Raw genomic sequence first — 16,172 nt, forward strand, 5'->3', positions numbered from 1 at the left:
TCCCTATTGAAGGAGGGGCTTGCGAGTGTTTGATTTTAACAAACCAAAAATTGAGATCACAGAGATTTCAGATGATAAGAAGTTCGGCAGATTTGTTGTGGAGCCTCTGGAAAGAGGGTACGGCACAACACTGGGGAATTCTCTTCGCAGAATCATGCTTTCTTCTCTGCCCGGCGCAGCGATCAGCCAGGTAAAGATTGAGGGAGTCCTCCATGAATTTAGTTCCATTCCTGGCGTTAAGGAAGATGTCACTGAGATTATCATGAATCTGAAAAGCCTCAATATCAGGAATAACAGTGAGACGGATGAACCGAAAACTGCTTATATCGAGTATGAGGGCGAGGGTGTAGTACGCGGTTCTGATATCCAGGCAGATCAGGATATCGAAATTGTAAACCCGGACCAGGTGATAGCGACACTGAACGGCGGACCGGACTGCAAGCTTTACATGGAGCTTACCATTACAAAGGGACGCGGCTATGTGGGCGCGGACAAGGCTAAGACAGACGATATGCCGATCGGCGTCATCGCTGTGGATGCTATCTATACCCCGGTTGAGCGTGTGAACATGACCGTGGAAAATACCCGTGTCGGCCAGGTCACCGATTACGACAAACTCACACTGGATGTCTACACGAATGGGACGCTGGGGCCGGATGAGGCGGTAAGCCTTGCGGCAAAGGTTCTCAGTGAGCATCTGAAGCTGTTTATTGATCTTTCGGAGAACGCGAAATCTGCGGAAGTGATGATCGAGAAAAAGGATAACGAGAAGGAAAAAGTTCTGGAGATGAATATTGACGAGCTGGAACTTTCCGTCCGTTCCTATAACTGCCTGAAGCGCGCCGGAATCAATACCGTGGAAGAGCTCTGCAGCAAAACCCCGGAAGACATGATGAAGGTCCGCAACCTGGGACGTAAGTCTCTGGAGGAGGTTCTTGCCAAGCTGAATGAGCTCGGCCTTTCTCTCAGTCCCAGCGAGGAGCAGTAAGGTGGATCAGTAAGACCGATGTGCGTGGTCTGCCGGAAAAACCAGATGGATGACAGTGAGCGGCCAGTAAGTCCGAAGAAGCGTGGCCGCCCGCTCCACTTAGGAGGAAAAAATTATGGCAAAGTACAGAAAACTTGGCAGAACATCTGATCAGAGGAAGGCTCTGCTCAGAAACCAGGTGACAAACCTGATGGTTCACGGAAAAATCCGCACTACAGAGACCAAGGCAAAAGAAGTTTCCAAAATCGCGGAGGGACTGATTGCTCTGGCTGTCCGTGAGAAGGATGACTATGAGACCGTGACCGTTAAGGTTAAGGTTCCGCAGAAGGATGCCGACGGAAAACGTGTAAAAGAAGTTAAGGATGGAAAGAAGGTTACCGTCTATACGGAGCAGGAGAAGGAAATCAAAAAAGATAATCCTGCCAGACTTCACGCACGCCGTCAGATGCTTAAGGTATTCTATCCCGTGAAGGAAGTTCCCAAAGAAGCAAAGGGAAGAAAGAAAAACACGAAGGATGTTGACCTCGTAGCGAAGATGTTCGATGAAATCGCACCGAAGTACGAGGGAAGAAACGGCGGTTATACCAGAATCGTTAAAATCGGTCAGCGTAAGGGCGACGCAGCTATGGAAGTGCTGCTGGAGCTTGTCTGACTTCAGGCGGTCTGAAAGAAACGTGAGGGGGTTATCCACAGAAGTTTTCTGTGGGTGGCTCCCTTTGTCTTTGTCCGACCGGTCAGGAGGAGTATGCATGTGAAAAACAAACAGCTTCTTTTTGTCTATAATGAAAAATCCGGAAAAGGATCGATCCGCAATTATCTGGCGGACGTTGTAGATCTGTTTACCCAGAACGGCTTTGATGTCCTGACGCACCCCACACAGTCCAGGGGAGACGCCGAACATTTTGTACAGGAACATGCCGGGGATGCGGACGCGGTTGTGTGCAGCGGAGGAGACGGCACGCTGGATGAGGTGGTGAATGCCATTATGAATGTCAGACCCCATCTCCCGGTGGGATATATTCCCTCCGGCAGTACCAATGATTTTGCCACCAGTCTGTCTCTCTCCAAAAATCCGGTGGAGGCGGCCAGGGATATCATGGTGGGAGATATCTACCGCTGCGATGTGGGAGCCTTCAATGGAACTTATTTTGTCTATGTGGCTGCTTTCGGCCTTTTTACGGATGTTTCCTATCAGACCGACCAGAACTTAAAAAATTCTCTCGGCTACCTCGCGTATATTCTGGAGGCAGGAAAGAGATTAATGAATATTCCTGTCTTTCATCTGCGGATCGAAGTGGAGGGACAGGTTCTGGAGGGAAATTACTGCTACGGGATGATTACCAACTCCCGTTCTGTCGGCGGTATGAAAAACATTACCGGGAACGATATTGACATGAACGACGGGCTTTTTGAGGTTACCCTGGTTCACACGCCGGTTACTCCTCTGGATATGAACGAAATCGCGACTTCCATTCTGACAGGCGATTATCACTCCAATCTTGTGGAAAATTTCAAGGCTGCAGCCGTTACCATAGAAGCAACCGGTGATATAGACTGGACGCTGGACGGAGAATACGGCGGAAAACACAGGGTGGCTGCGGTTGTCAACTGCCACAAAGCGCTGCGTCTGTATCTGAACCGGAGAAAATCAGTGCCGCTGGTAGAAAATCAGGCACCGCTGAAGGCTCTGGCAAAGACATTTGAATAAATGTTTTCCAGTGCAGAGAGGCTTGCCATTTTCTATGGGGTAAGAGTATAATGGCTTCGTCAGGAGATGCCTGACGCGCTATATGCATAAGCCGGTGTGCAGCTTACGCTGCCGGACTTATACAGTGTACTGTCAAAAGCCGGATTAACCGGCGCAACTATTTCATCGACAGGAGGATATATTATGTTAGTATCAGCTGCGGAGATGCTGCGGAAGGCAAAGGAAGGCCATTATGCGGTTGGACAATTCAATATCAATAATCTGGAGTGGACAAAGGCTGTCCTCACCACCGCGGAGGAACTTCATTCACCTGTTATTCTGGGCGTGTCCATGGGCGCAGGAAAATATATGACGGGCTACAAGACCGTTGCCGCTATGGTAAAGGCGATGCACGATTCCCTTGGAATCACGGTTCCTGTCTGCCTGCATCTGGATCACGGCGATTATGATGCCGCAAAGGCATGCATCGAGGCAGGATTTACCTCTATTATGTTTGACGGATCCCACCTTCCCTTCGACGAGAATCTTGCCAAGACCACGGAGCTGATAGGCATTGCTCATTCCAAGGGAATGTCCATTGAGGCAGAGGTCGGAGCAATCGGCGGAGAGGAAGACGGCGTCATCGGCATGGGTGAGTGCGCGGATCCGAATGAGTGCAAGATGATTGCAGATCTGGGCGTGGATATGCTTGCGGCCGGAATCGGAAACATTCACGGCGTTTATCCGCCGGACTGGAAGGGACTCAGCTTCGAGACGCTGGATGCCATTCAGAAGCTGACCGGAAAGATGCCGCTGGTGCTTCACGGAGGCACAGGCATTCCGGATGATCAGATCAAAAAAGCAATTTCCCTGGGTGTTTCCAAAATCAATGTGAATACCGAGTGTCAGCTTGTTTTTGCGGCAGCTACCAGAAAATACATCGAAGAAGGAAAAGACCAGAAGGGCAAGGGCTTTGATCCCAGAAAGCTTCTTCTTCCCGGAACCATCGCCATCGGAGACAAGGTAAAAGAGAAGATGGAACTCTTCGGATCTGTTGACAAGGCTTGAGTCTTAGAATTGCGGGAAAAGACTTGCAATCTTTCCGGGGATGTGTTATTCTCTGGGAAATTGCAGAGCAAAGATCAAGACAAGGGCGTCCTAATAAAATAGGATGCCCTTTTCTGCTTTTCTCAGAAAAAGATAAGGAGGGACGGGGAATTCCCCGCAAATAGCTATGGCAGACTATGTTAATGCAGCTGAAATATTCGGTGAGAATGTTTTCAATGACGCGGTCATGCAGGAACGCCTTCCCAAGAAGGTCTACGCAAAACTGAAAAAAATTATCAATGAGGGCGGAGACCTGGATCTGCCCACTGCGGACGTCATCGCACACGAGATGAAGGAATGGGCGATCGAAAAGGGTGCGACTCATTATACGCACTGGTTCCAGCCGCTGACAGGGGTCACGGCAGAGAAGCATGACGCCTTTATTACCTCTCCGCTTCCCAGCGGGAAGGTTCTCATGAGCTTTTCCGGAAAGGAATTGATCAAGGGCGAGCCGGACGCATCCTCTTTCCCTTCCGGCGGACTGCGGGCCACCTTCGAGGCCAGAGGCTATACCGCGTGGGACTGCACGTCCCCGGCTTTTGTACGCCAGGATGCGGGCGGAGCTCTGCTGTGCATCCCTACCGCTTTCTGCTCCTACACAGGAGAGGCGCTGGATCAGAAGACTCCTCTTCTCCGTTCCATGGAAGCGATTGACAAACAGGCAATCCGTCTGCTCCGTCTGTTCGGAAACACTACTTCCAGAAAGGTCACTCCTTCCGTCGGAGCAGAGCAGGAATATTTCCTGGTAGACGGGGAGAAGTTCCTGAAGAGAAAAGACCTGATTTACACAGGGAGGACCCTGTTCGGTTCCATGCCTGCCAAGGGACAGGAGATGGACGACCACTACTTCGGCACCATCCGCCAGAGAATTATTTCCTTCATGAAGGACGTCAACACAGAGCTGTGGAAGATGGGCGTAACGGCCAAGACGCAGCATAACGAGGTGGCTCCGGCGCAGCATGAGCTTGCGGTTATCTACAGCGAGGCAAATCTTGCGGTAGACCAGAACCAGATGGTGATGCAGACGCTGAAGAGAGTTGCCTGCGAGCATGGGCTGAAATGCCTCCTGCATGAGAAGCCGTTTGACGGCGTCAACGGCTCCGGAAAACACAACAACTGGTCCCTGACCACCGATGACGGCATCAATCTTCTGGATCCCGGCAAGACGCCGCACGAGAACATCCAGTTCCTGTTGATTCTGTCCTGTATTGTCAAGGCGGTGGATGAGCATGCGGGTCTTCTCAGAGAGTCCGCGGCCGATCCCGGAAACGACCATCGTCTGGGAGCCAATGAGGCGCCGCCCGCAATTCTTTCCATGTTCCTGGGCGAGCAGCTGGAGGATGTGGTGGATCAGCTGGTAAGCACGGGAACGGCAACCAGCAGCAAAGAGGGAGAAGTCCTCAAGACAGGTGTCAAGAGCCTTCCGGATCTCTATAAGGATGCCACAGACCGGAACCGTACGTCGCCGTTCGCGTTCACCGGAAATAAATTTGAGTTCCGTATGGTAGGCTCCAGGGATTCAATCGCGGAGCCGAATACCGTCCTGAACGCCATCACCGCTGAGGCATTTGCGGATGCCTGTGATGTCCTGGAAGCAGCAGACAACTTTGATGAGGCAGTTCATGACCTGATCAAGAAGAACTTCAGCGAGCACCAGAGGATCATCTTCAACGGAAACGGATATTCCGATGCCTGGGTGGAAGAGGCGGAAAGACGCGGCCTCCCGAACCTGAAATCCATGGTAGAGGCGATTCCGGAGCTGGTCAGCGAGAAAAACGTCGCCATGTTCGAGCGGTTCCATATTTTCTCAAAGACAGAGCTGGAATCCAGGGTAGAGGTCAAATACGAGAATTACGCCAAGACGATCAACATCGAGGCGAAGTCCATGATCAACATCGCCGGCAAACAGATTATCCCAGCGGTAATCGGATACACCACGACCCTGGCGGATTCCATTATCGCGGTAAAACAGGCGGGTGTGGAAGAGGTATCCGTGCAGACAGAGCTTCTGCAGAAGACCAGCACACTGCTGAAGGAAGCGGAAGACGCGCTGAAGAATCTCACTGCCCTGGATGAAAAGGCAGAGTCGATGGAAGAGGGCGAGGAGCAGGCAAAATATTATCATGACACGATTACACCTGCCATGGCAGCGCTCCGGAAACCCTGTGATGAGCTGGAGAAGATTGTCGATAAGAATGCGTGGCCGATGCCCTCTTACGGCGATCTGATGTTCGAGGTATAAAGATCTGCATGCCCCGTGCGCGGGGCTTATTAGGACAGACAGAAGTTTCTGCGCTGCCGGGCTCTTTACTGGAGCCCGGCAGCGCTGTGTTTCTCTTCTGCCAGGGTGCCGCATTTCATGCGCAGAGGTTTCCGCTCTGTGGGGGATTGCGGCATTCTTTTATAAAATTGCAAAAAAAGTCCTTTCATTTTTGTGCAGTTTCGATTAAAATATAGAAGGACTGCACGAATATCTGTATAAAAAGGCAATAGAATCTGTGCAGAGATGTAGCTTAAAATGAAAGAAGGTTTGACTATGATTTCGAATCAGATCCTGCAGAATACTCTGGATGGTTTCAAGAACATCACAAAAATGGACTTCGGCATTTACGACATGGAAGGAAAACTGCTGGTGTCCACCTCGGACGATCTGGAGACAGGAAAGGCGGAAATCCTTAATTTTGCGCAGTCTCCGGCAGATTCCCAGACGATTCGGAACATCCAGTTCTTCAAGGTATATGATGAACACCAGCTGGAATATATTCTGCTGGCGTGCGGAGACGGGGATGAAAGTCTGCTGGCCGGAAAGATGGCCACCTTTCAGCTTCAGAGCCTGCTGACAGCCTATAAGGAGCGGTTTGATAAGGACAACTTTATCAAGAACCTGCTTCTGGATAATCTTCTTCTGGTGGACATTTATAACCGGGCAAAGAAGCTTCATATACCCGTGGATGCCCGCAGGGTGGTTCTTATTCTTGAGACGCCGCCGGATACCGACCAGGGCGCGCTGGACAATGTGAAGGGGATGTTCAGCAGCAAGAGCGGGGATTTTGTCACGGCCATTGATGAGAAAAACATCATCATCGTCAAGGAGATCGCTCCCGGCGACGACGCCAGGCAGGTGGACAAAATTGCGGAGTCCGTTCTGGATGTGCTCGGCAGGAGCCCGGAAAATAAAACCCATATCGCCTACGGAACCATTGTAAAGGAATTGAAAGAGGTTTCCCGTTCCTACAAAGAGGCGCGCATGGCACTGGATGTGGGGAAGATTTTCTTTGAGGAGAGAGATGTCATTGCCTACAGCAAGCTTGGAATCGGACGGCTGATCTATCAGCTTCCTATTCCGCTGTGCAAAATGTTTCTGAAGGAAATTTTTGCGAACAAATCGCCGGATGATTTCGACGAGGAAACGCTTACAACCATTAACAAGTTCTTCGAGAACAACCTGAATGTCTCAGAGACATCCAGGCAGCTGTACATTCACCGTAACACCCTGGTTTACCGGCTGGACAAGCTGCAGAAGAGCACCGGGCTGGATCTCCGGGTTTTTGAGGACGCTATTACCTTCAAGATCGCGCTGATGGTTGTAAAATACATGAAGTATATGGAAACACTGGATTATTAAGGGGAACCAGCGTGGAAGTTTTACGGGAGGAGTAGAATGATTACACTTGACGATGTGGTGATGGTGTATGAGAAGGGTACACAGCCTGCCATAGATCATGTATCTCTGAACATTGAAAAGGGGGAATTTGTTTTTGTTGTGGGAAACAGCGGTTCCGGGAAGACTACCATGGTAGAGCTTCTTCTGAAGGAGCTGAATCCTACTTCGGGAAGCATTTATGTGAACGGAAAGGAACTGAACCGGCTGCACGGAAACAGTATCGCAAAGTACCGCCGCGGGATTGGTGTCGTGTTCCAGGATTTCCGTCTTCTGAAGGACAGGAATGTTTACGAAAATGTGGCCTTTGCGCAGCGCGTTATTGAAAAGCCCAACCGGGTGATCAAGAAACGTGTCCCGGAGGTGCTGACACTGGTCGGCCTGGCGGACAAATACCGCTCGTATCCGAGAGAACTCTCCGGAGGAGAGCAGCAGCGTGTCGCCCTGGCAAGGGCGCTGGTCAACCGCCCGAACATTCTTCTGGCGGACGAGCCGACAGGTAATCTGGATCCCAGAAATTCGGAGGAGATCATGCGTCTCCTGGAGGAAATCAACATGCGCGGCACAACCGTCCTGGTTGTTACGCACAACCGCGAAATCGTAAACATGATGAAGAAACGTGTCATCCGGCTGCGGAAGGGCGTCATAGTAAGCGACGAAAAAGAGGGTGGTTATATTGAAGATTAGAAGTGTAGGTTATAATACCGCCCAGGGCTTTAAGAATATCGGACGGAACAAGATGTTTTCACTTGCTTCGGTTGCTACGATGGCGGCATGTATTTTTATTTTCGGCCTGTTTTTCTCTATTGTTTTGAATTTTTCGTATGTCCTCCGGAACGTGGAAACGAACGTGGGCATTACCGTATTTTTTGATGAGGGTCTGGATCAGGCGTCTATCGACAAAATCGGTTCGTCGATCAGCGCACGGACTGATCTCGTTTCCGAGATGCGTTACATCTCCGCGGACGACGCGTGGGATTATTTCGCGGACAAGTATTTTGAAGGCAACGAGGCTGCTGCCGAGGGCTGGAAGAACAACAATGACAACCCGCTGGCAAATTCCGCTCATTTTGCGGTTTATCCGAATAAAATCGAGCAGCAGGATGAGCTGGTTTCCTATATTGAACAGCTGCAGGGCGTCCGTCAGGTAAACCGCTCCCAGCAGGCGCAGACGACGCTTTCGGTCATGAACCGTCTGATCGCGATTCTTTCTGTTATTATCATGTTGATTCTGCTGGTGGTTTCCGGCTTCCTGATCAGCAATACCGTCAGTATCGGTATTTCTGTCCGGAAGGAAGAAATCGGGATTATGAAGCTGATCGGCGCGACCAACGCGTTTGTGCGGATGCCGTTTATCCTGGAGGGACTGCTGATCGGCCTGATCGGCGCGGCGATTCCGCTGGTTATCATCTATTTCCTGTATAATTCCGCGGTGAACTATGTTCTCTCCAGGTTCAGTATTCTGCAGAACCTGATGAACGGACTTCTGCCGGTCAACCATGTATACCGGCTGCTGCTTCCGGTCGGACTGATACTGGGAATGGGAATCGGATTGATTGCCTCCGCCGTAACGATCCGGAAACATCTGAAGGTATGAGGCGGAAAAACGTCCGATAAAACAGAAAAACGAGAAGGGAAAACCCTGTTTCTTCTATCCGGAAGGAGCAGGGTATTTTTGGCAGGAGGCATCTGGCATGAGCGGCAGCGGTGAGGCACAGCAGGAAAAAGACATAAAAATCCCGGAGCAGGAGGCAGATGCGGGCGGCAGCCGCCCGCAGGAAATGACCGGTTCGGAGAAAAACGAGGAGAAGCAGGAGGCAAAAGAAAAGAAACGGAAGGGAAGGCTTCACTGGAAATCCTTTCTGGCAGGAATTCTGGCTGCAGCCGCGGGGATGTCCGCGGCTGCCGGGGTCTGGCTGTTTTTCCCGCTCTCGGCGTCGCCGGAGAAGCCGGACAGTCTGGGAACCATGAAAAAGATCAGCGAGATGGTACGGACGATCCAGGCTCACTACTACGGGGACATCAGCAATTCCGAGCTTACGGAAAATATGATGAGCGGCCTGGTCAGCGGCCTGGGGGACAAATATTCCGCCTACTACTCGGAGGAAGAGTACAGTGAGGTCCGCCTGGCCAACAAGGGATATACCAGGGGAATCGGAATATCGCTGGCGCAGAAGGATGACGGCAGTCTCTACATCGTCTATGTGCAGGCGGATTCCCCGGCGGCCCAGGCGGGACTTCAGGAAAATGACGTCCTGACAGCGATTAACGGCCAGAATCTGGACGGATACTCTGTCTCGGAAGCCGTGGCGCTGGTCCAGGACGCAGAAGATGACAAGGTTACCGTCAGCTTTACCAGAGAGGGCACAGACGGGGAGCAGACGGTTTCCATGGAAAAAAGCGATATTGAGATCTACTCCGTCGCCGGAGGAATGCTCAAGGAGGACAGCAGGGTCGGGTATATCCAGATCTCCAAATTTAACGGGACTACATCCGACCAGTTTAAAGAAATTTACGACGGCCTGCAGGAAAAGGGGATGAAAGCCCTGATTCTGGATCTGCGGGACAACCCGGGCGGACAGGTTTCCGGCTGCTGTGATGTACTGGAGCAGATTCTGCCGAAGGGCGTGATTGTCTATGAAAAGGATAAAGACGGACCCGAGCAGACACGGGACTGTGACGGGAAAACACCGATCGAGATACCGCTGGCAGTCCTGGTAAATAAAAACACAGCCAGCGCGTCCGAAATTTTTACAGGCGCCGTGCAGGACTACGGGGTCGGCACGGTAATCGGAACCCAGACATACGGCAAGGGAATCGAGCAGAAATCCTATACCCTGTCGGACGGAAGCGTGGTCAAACTGACAACGACCCATTATTTTACGCCGGATCACCGGGATATTAACGGGGTCGGGATCACACCGGATATTGTTGTAGAAAACCAGGAAGACTCGGATACCGATGAGCAATTTGAAAAGGCGCTGGATACCGTGCAGGGCCAGATCGGAGACGACGGTTCCTCCGAGAGCCAGAAAAAAACAGGAGACGCGTGATGGACCATTTTGAACTGCATTCCGACTATCAGCCTACGGGGGATCAGCCGCAGGCCATACAGAAGCTTGTAGACGGGTTCCTGCAGGGAAACCAGTGTGAGACGCTGCTGGGAGTGACCGGTTCCGGGAAAACCTTTACCATGGCAAACGTGATTGCACAGCTGAACCGGCCTACGCTGGTCATCGCGCACAATAAGACGCTTGCGGCGCAGCTCTACAGCGAATTCAAGGAGTTTTTCCCGGAAAACGCCGTGGAATACTTCGTCAGCTATTACGATTATTATCAGCCGGAGGCCTATGTCCCCTCCTCGGACACGTACATCGCCAAGGATTCCTCCAGAAACGAGGAGATCGATAAGCTCCGCCTGTCGGCGACATCGTCGCTGATCGAACGCAGGGATGTCATTGTCGTTTCTTCTGTTTCCTGCATTTACGGTCTGGGAAGTCCCAAGGACTACGAAAAAATGATTATCGCGCTACGTCCGGGGATGCAGAAGGACAGGGACGAGGTGGTCCGGGATCTGATCAATATCCAATATGAAAGAAATGAAATGGATTTTCACCGGGGAACTTTCCGGGTCCATGGGGATGTGCTGGAAATTGTGCCAGCGGATCAGAGCGACAGGGCTGTGCGGGTGGAGTTTTTCGGGGATGAGATCGACCGGATTACGGAGGTGGATCTGCTGATCGGGGAGATCCGCGCGGAGCTTTCGTTTGTCTCTGTCGCTCCGGCTTCCCATTATGTTATGCCCCAGGAAACCATTAACAGGGCGACGGACGCGATCGAGAAGGAGCTGGAAGAGAGAATCCGCTACTTCCGAGGAGAGGGAAAGCTCCTGGAGGCCCAGCGCATAGAGGAACGGACCAATTTTGATATTGAAATGCTGCGGGAGACCGGCGTGTGTTCCGGAATCGAGAATTATTCGAGACATCTCTCCGGCCTGAAGCCGGGGCAGCCCCCCTATACCCTGATGGACTTCTTTCCGGATGACTTTCTGATTATGATCGATGAATCACATAAGACGATTCCACAGATCGGGGCGATGTACAACGGAGACCGCTCCCGGAAGACAACGCTGGTGGATTACGGTTTCCGGCTTCCGTCCGCCCTGGACAACCGGCCGCTGAAGTTTGAGGAATTCGAGGAGCGCATCAACCAGATCCTCTTTGTGTCCGCCACACCCGGCGAATATGAGGAAGAGCATGAGATGCTTCGCGCGGAGCAGCTGATCCGTCCCACCGGGCTTCTGGACCCGGCTGTGGAGGTTCGTCCGGTGGAAGGGCAGATCGACGACCTGATCGGGGAAATACGGAAGGAGACAGAGCAGCATCATAAAGTCCTCGTCACAACGCTGACCAAGCGGATGGCGGAAGATCTGACAGGGTACATGAAGGAGGCCGGAATCCGGGTCAATTATCTCCACTCCGATATTGACGCGCTGGAAAGGACAAAAATCATCCGGGATATGAGGCTGGATGTGTTTGACGTCCTGGTTGGAATCAATCTTCTGCGGGAGGGGCTGGATATTCCGGAAATTACTCTGGTCGCCATTCTGGACGCGGATAAAGAGGGCTTCCTTCGTTCCGCCACATCGCTGATCCAGACAATCGGACGTGCGGCCCGCAATTCGGAGGGCCATGTCATCATGTACGCGGACACGGTAACCGATTCCATGCACACGGCGATCGAAGAAACACAGAGGCGCAGGCAGCTGCAGCAGGCATACAACGAGGAACACCACATTACGCCAAAGACAATCCGGAAGAGCGTCCGGGACCTGATCAGTATTTCCAGAGAAGTGGCGGAGGATGAAAAACGGATGGAAAAGGATCCGGAATCCATGAGCCGGGAAGAGCTGGAAAAGATGATCGCGAAGATCGAAAAGCAGATGCGCGCGGCAGCGGCGGAGCTTAATTTTGAGATGGCCGCGGAACTCCGGGACAGGATGACGGAGCTGAAGAAAAACCTTCTGGACGCCTCGGATGTGATGGAACATCCGGTCCGGAAGAGAAGAAAAAAATAAAAGAAAATAGAACGCGATGTTTCCGCCGCGCAGGCAGAAGTACAGGGCATAAACGGTTTACAAACGATTTTTTTAACAATATAATGAAGGTAATATCTGGTTCTTTCATGTGAGAAATGTTCCCGGCGGTATCAGGAGAAAGAACAGATCGGCCTTCTTTTCTGTACTCTTTGCCGCAACCGGGCGGAGATACAGGGGGAAAGTCCGGGGTTTCCTTGACAGGTTCCAGAATGAGGAGGAAAACACATGAGCCTGGATTACAGAAAAGCAGCGCAGGGAGTGCTGGACAACATCGGCGGCGCGTCCAACGTGGCGTCGGCGGCACACTGTGCAACCAGACTGCGTCTGGTCATCAATGACAACAGCAAGGTGAATACGGCTGCCATCGAAAATGTGGAGGGAGTCAAGGGATGCTTTGAGGCATCCGGACAGCTGCAGATTATTTTCGGAACCGGTACGGTCAATAAGGTTTTTGATGAATTTATTGCCATTTCCGGAGTGGAGGCAGGAACTAAGGAATCCGCGAAGGAGGCGGCGGCCCAGAAGCAGAATCCGTTTTTCCGGGCTATTAAGACGCTGGGCGACGTGTTTGTGCCCATTATTCCGGCGATTGTCGCGTCCGGTCTTCTGAACGGACTGCTGGGAGGACTTTCCAACGCCATCCCGGCCCTGCAGGACAGCAGTTACTACAATATGATCAATCTGATGGCAGGGGCGGCTCTCTCCATGCTGCCTATCCTGATTGCCATCAGCGCGGCGAAGAAATTCGGCGGCAATCCTTATCTGGCCGCTGTTATCGGATTTGTGATGATACATCCGAACCTGATCAACGCGTGGAGCGTGGCGACAATGGATGCCGCGGAAATCCCCGTCTGGCATGTGTTCGGACTGACTATCCAGCAGACAGGCTATCAGGGTCATGTAATTCCGGTTATTATCGCCATCTTATTTATGAGCACGCTGGAGAAATGGCTGCATAAGCACGTACCGGAAATTCTGGATCTGTTTGTCACCCCGCTGGTCACGGTCCTGGTTACCGGAATCCTGACAATGACCATTATCGGACCGGTATTCAAGGTTGTAGAGGACTGGATCCTGATCGGGGCAAGAGCCCTGATCACGCTGCCGTTTGGTGTTGGAGGCCTTCTGATCGGCTTCTTCTACGCGTTTACGGTGGTCGCCGGATTCCATCATATGTATAACATGATAGAGGCGCAGATGGTAAGCCAGAATCCTCCGGCGAACATCTGGATGCCTGTCGCGACAGCCGCTAATGTGGGACAGGGCGCCGCGGCCATGGCGGTTGCCTTCAAGACCAAAAACGAAAAGACGAAATCCATGGCTCTGCCGGCTTCTCTCTCCGCTTTTCTGGGAATCACGGAACCGGCAATCTTCGGTGTCAACATCCGCTACCGCAAGCCGTTTATCGCGGGCTGCTGCGGCGGTGCTGTCGGCGGAATGCTGGCCTCGCTGTTCGGGATCAAGGCGACAGCCTATGGAATTACCGGACTGTTCGGCTTCCTGATCACCACGGATTTCTGGCTCCAGTACGCGATTGTCATGGCGGTATCTTTCGTGGTGGCCTTCGCGGTGTCTTATATCAGTTATAAAGATGAAGCACCTGCGCAGGCAGCGCCGGTGGTGGAAAAGACAGACATTCCGGCAGGGCAGAAAAACGCTGAGAAGACAGAGGAGCCTGCGCAGGAAAGCAGTGACGGACAGGAGAAGAAGGTCTACGCGCCGGTCAGCGGCGAGGCAATTCCGTCTTCCCAGGTGGACGATCCGACCTTTGCGTCGGAGGCGCTTGGAAAGGGACTGGCCATTATTCCTTCCGAGGGAAAGGTATACGCCCCGTTTGACGGAACGGTGGAGATGCTCTTTGATACGAAGCACGCGGTAGCGGTCACTTCCGATGACGGTGTGGAGATCCTGATTCATGTCGGGGTGGATACGGTAAATCTGAAGGGAGAGGGCTATACCGCACACACAGCTACAGGCGAGAAGGTTAAGAAGGGCCAGCTGCTTCTGGAATTTGATATGGATCGGATCCGGAAAGCCGGCTACCAGACGGTTACGCCCGTCATTGTGACAAACAGTGATGAATATAAGAGCGTGCAGGTGGTCAAGACCGGTTCCGTCCAGGCTGGAGATGAGGTTCTTACAGTATGCTGAAACGAAAAGATCTCTGGAGGCTTGGGTTTCACCTGATGCCTCCGGAGGGGTGGCTGAATGACCCGAACGGCCTTTGCCAGTTCCGGGGACTGTATCATGTTTTTTTTCAGTATGCGCCGAAGGAGGCCGGTCCGGACGGAAGGCCGGCCCGTACCTGGGGGCATTACGCGGGCAAAGACCTGATGGATTTGAAGTTTCAGGGGGTTCCTTTCTGGCCGACGGACGCCGAAGACCACGACGGCTGCTATTCCGGTTCCGCGGTGGCGGACGGGGATAAGATCCGGCTCTACTACACAGGCAATGTAAAACAGCCGGGAGAGCATGACTACACCTACAGCGGCCGCGAGGCCAATGAGATTCTGGTGGAAACAGACGGGAAGAACTTCGGTGAAAAGCGGACGGTGCTCCGAAACCGGGATTACCCGGAGGACTGTACCTGCCATGTCCGGGATCCCAAGGTGTGGAAGGAAAACGGAACCTGGTACATGGTTCTGGGGGCGCGTGTCAAAAGCCCGGAGCAGACAGCGGAAGCCGACCGTGGGGAGGTCCTCTTCTATGAGAGCGGGGACGGATTCTCCTGGAAGCTTCTGAAGACGCTGTCGTCCACGGAGCGCTTCGGCTATATGTGGGAGTGTCCGGACTACTTTGAGCTGGGAGGGAAAACATTTCTGTCTCTCTGCCCGCAGGGGGTTCCGGCAGAAGAATTCCGCTATCAGAACATCTACCAGGCCGGCTACTACACCGTAAAGGGGGAACTGCGCGGAAAACAGACGCTTCACAGCTTCCGGGAATGGGATTACGGGTTCGATTTCTATGCCCCGCAGACCTTTACAGATGAAAACGGCAGACGGATTCTCTTCGGGTGGATCGGCATGCCGGATCACCCCTATGGAAATCCCACGGCGGAGAGAGGCTGGGAAAACTGCCTGACCGTTCCGCGCCTGCTGACCGCAGAGGACGGCGTGATCTGCCAGAATCCGGTGCCGGAGCTGGCTGGGCTGCGGTACCACGAGACGATGATCATGCCGAGGGAGACCTTCTGTCTGCCGGACGGAACAGGAGATTTTGAGATCTGTTTCCTGGAGGGGACGGAGGAACAGGAGTGGAAGATTTCTTTCGGCGGCGCGGCGGAGCTATCCTTCCGGGACGGCGTGCTGCAGCTCTCCGTTGCGGAGAACGCGGGATACGGAAGGACGGTACGGAAGGTAAAAACAGACCGGATAGAATTTCTGCGGATCCTGGTGGACACCTCGGTTCTTGAAATTTATGCGGATGACGGGAAAATAGTGCTCACGACCAGGTACTATCCGGACTACCAGGGGGAACGCCAGGATCTGGCGGTTCAATTCCACTGCCCGTCGGCGGCGATCACCGGCTGGAGAATACATCCGCACTGTTTCTTTTGACCGTACTCTGGTATACTTAGTGTATCAGTCAGGTTCCGGGGGACATGACTGATAACAACGCTGTAATCATTATC

12 protein-coding genes are annotated in these 16,172 nt (G+C 52.6%); all 12 read left to right on the forward strand.

The genetic code is table 11. The annotated features are described in order from the left end of the window. Positions 1-25 precede the first annotated feature (25 nt). The 12 genes from FYJ60_RS08370 (at position 26) to FYJ60_RS08425 (ending at position 16,098) form a co-directional block, all read left to right on the forward strand. The gene (locus FYJ60_RS08370; protein WP_330579157.1) at positions 26-988 is read left to right on the forward strand and encodes a DNA-directed RNA polymerase subunit alpha; all 963 of its coding nucleotides are present in this window, start codon (positions 26-28) and stop codon (positions 986-988) included. Positions 989-1,103: 115 nt separating this feature from the next. Continuing rightward, entirely contained in the window at positions 1,104-1,640 is a 537-nt protein-coding gene (locus FYJ60_RS08375) for a bL17 family ribosomal protein (RefSeq protein ID WP_154458221.1), read from the forward strand. Positions 1,641-1,739: 99 nt separating this feature from the next. Next, entirely contained in the window at positions 1,740-2,696 is a 957-nt protein-coding gene (locus FYJ60_RS08380; RefSeq protein ID WP_330579158.1) for a diacylglycerol/lipid kinase family protein, read from the forward strand. Between the two features lie 183 nt (positions 2,697-2,879). Then, complete coding sequence (gene fba, locus FYJ60_RS08385) at positions 2,880-3,743, forward strand: class II fructose-1,6-bisphosphate aldolase (RefSeq protein WP_154458223.1); 864 nt, start codon at positions 2,880-2,882, stop codon at positions 3,741-3,743. A gap of 166 nt (positions 3,744-3,909) precedes the next feature. Further along, positions 3,910-6,024, forward strand: a complete 2,115-nt coding sequence (locus FYJ60_RS08390; protein WP_154458224.1) for a glutamine synthetase III family protein — start codon at positions 3,910-3,912, stop codon at positions 6,022-6,024. A 294-nt stretch (positions 6,025-6,318) separates the two neighbouring features. Next, positions 6,319-7,407, forward strand: a complete 1,089-nt coding sequence (locus FYJ60_RS08395; protein ID WP_154458225.1) for a PucR family transcriptional regulator — start codon at positions 6,319-6,321, stop codon at positions 7,405-7,407. Between the two features lie 36 nt (positions 7,408-7,443). Continuing rightward, on the forward strand, positions 7,444-8,130 hold the full coding sequence (ftsE, locus tag FYJ60_RS08400; protein ID WP_154458226.1) for a cell division ATP-binding protein FtsE: 687 nt from the start codon (positions 7,444-7,446) through the stop codon (positions 8,128-8,130). Further along, entirely contained in the window at positions 8,120-9,040 is a 921-nt protein-coding gene (ftsX, locus tag FYJ60_RS08405; protein WP_154458227.1) for a permease-like cell division protein FtsX, read from the forward strand. Before ftsE ends, ftsX begins: the two co-directional genes overlap by 11 nt. A 97-nt stretch (positions 9,041-9,137) precedes the next feature. Beyond that, entirely contained in the window at positions 9,138-10,496 is a 1,359-nt protein-coding gene (locus FYJ60_RS08410; RefSeq protein WP_154458228.1) for a S41 family peptidase, read from the forward strand. After that, positions 10,496-12,520, forward strand: a complete 2,025-nt coding sequence (gene uvrB / locus FYJ60_RS08415) for an excinuclease ABC subunit UvrB (protein ID WP_154458229.1) — start codon at positions 10,496-10,498, stop codon at positions 12,518-12,520. The genes FYJ60_RS08410 and uvrB overlap by 1 nt, the downstream gene beginning before the upstream one ends. 246 nt (positions 12,521-12,766) lie before the next feature. After that, positions 12,767-14,692 (forward strand): PTS beta-glucoside transporter subunit IIBCA, encoded by a 1,926-nt coding sequence (locus FYJ60_RS08420; RefSeq protein WP_154458230.1) that lies wholly within the window; start codon positions 12,767-12,769, stop codon positions 14,690-14,692. After that, positions 14,686-16,098 (forward strand): glycoside hydrolase family 32 protein, encoded by a 1,413-nt coding sequence (locus tag FYJ60_RS08425; RefSeq protein WP_154458231.1) that lies wholly within the window; start codon positions 14,686-14,688, stop codon positions 16,096-16,098. Before FYJ60_RS08420 ends, FYJ60_RS08425 begins: the two co-directional genes overlap by 7 nt. The last annotated feature ends 74 nt before the right edge of the window (positions 16,099-16,172 follow it).

It is taken from the genome of Bilifractor porci (assembly GCF_009696005.1).
GTDB lineage: Bacteria > Bacillota > Clostridia > Lachnospirales > Lachnospiraceae > Bilifractor > Bilifractor porci.

Bases quoted from the DNA above. Each gene is read 5' to 3' on its own strand.
- FYJ60_RS08375 (WP_154458221.1), top strand. From the start codon at position 1,104: ATGGCAAAGTACAGAAAACTTGGCAGAACATCTGATCAGAGGAAGGCT.
- fba (WP_154458223.1), top strand. From the start codon at position 2,880: ATGTTAGTATCAGCTGCGGAGATGCTGCGGAAGGCAAAGGAAGGCCAT.
- FYJ60_RS08390 (WP_154458224.1), top strand. From the start codon at position 3,910: ATGGCAGACTATGTTAATGCAGCTGAAATATTCGGTGAGAATGTTTTC.
- FYJ60_RS08395 (WP_154458225.1), top strand. From the start codon at position 6,319: ATGATTTCGAATCAGATCCTGCAGAATACTCTGGATGGTTTCAAGAAC.
- ftsE (WP_154458226.1), top strand. From the start codon at position 7,444: ATGATTACACTTGACGATGTGGTGATGGTGTATGAGAAGGGTACACAG.
- FYJ60_RS08410 (WP_154458228.1), top strand. From the start codon at position 9,138: ATGAGCGGCAGCGGTGAGGCACAGCAGGAAAAAGACATAAAAATCCCG.
- uvrB (WP_154458229.1), top strand. From the start codon at position 10,496: ATGGACCATTTTGAACTGCATTCCGACTATCAGCCTACGGGGGATCAG.
- FYJ60_RS08420 (WP_154458230.1), top strand. From the start codon at position 12,767: ATGAGCCTGGATTACAGAAAAGCAGCGCAGGGAGTGCTGGACAACATC.
- FYJ60_RS08425 (WP_154458231.1), top strand. From the start codon at position 14,686: ATGCTGAAACGAAAAGATCTCTGGAGGCTTGGGTTTCACCTGATGCCT.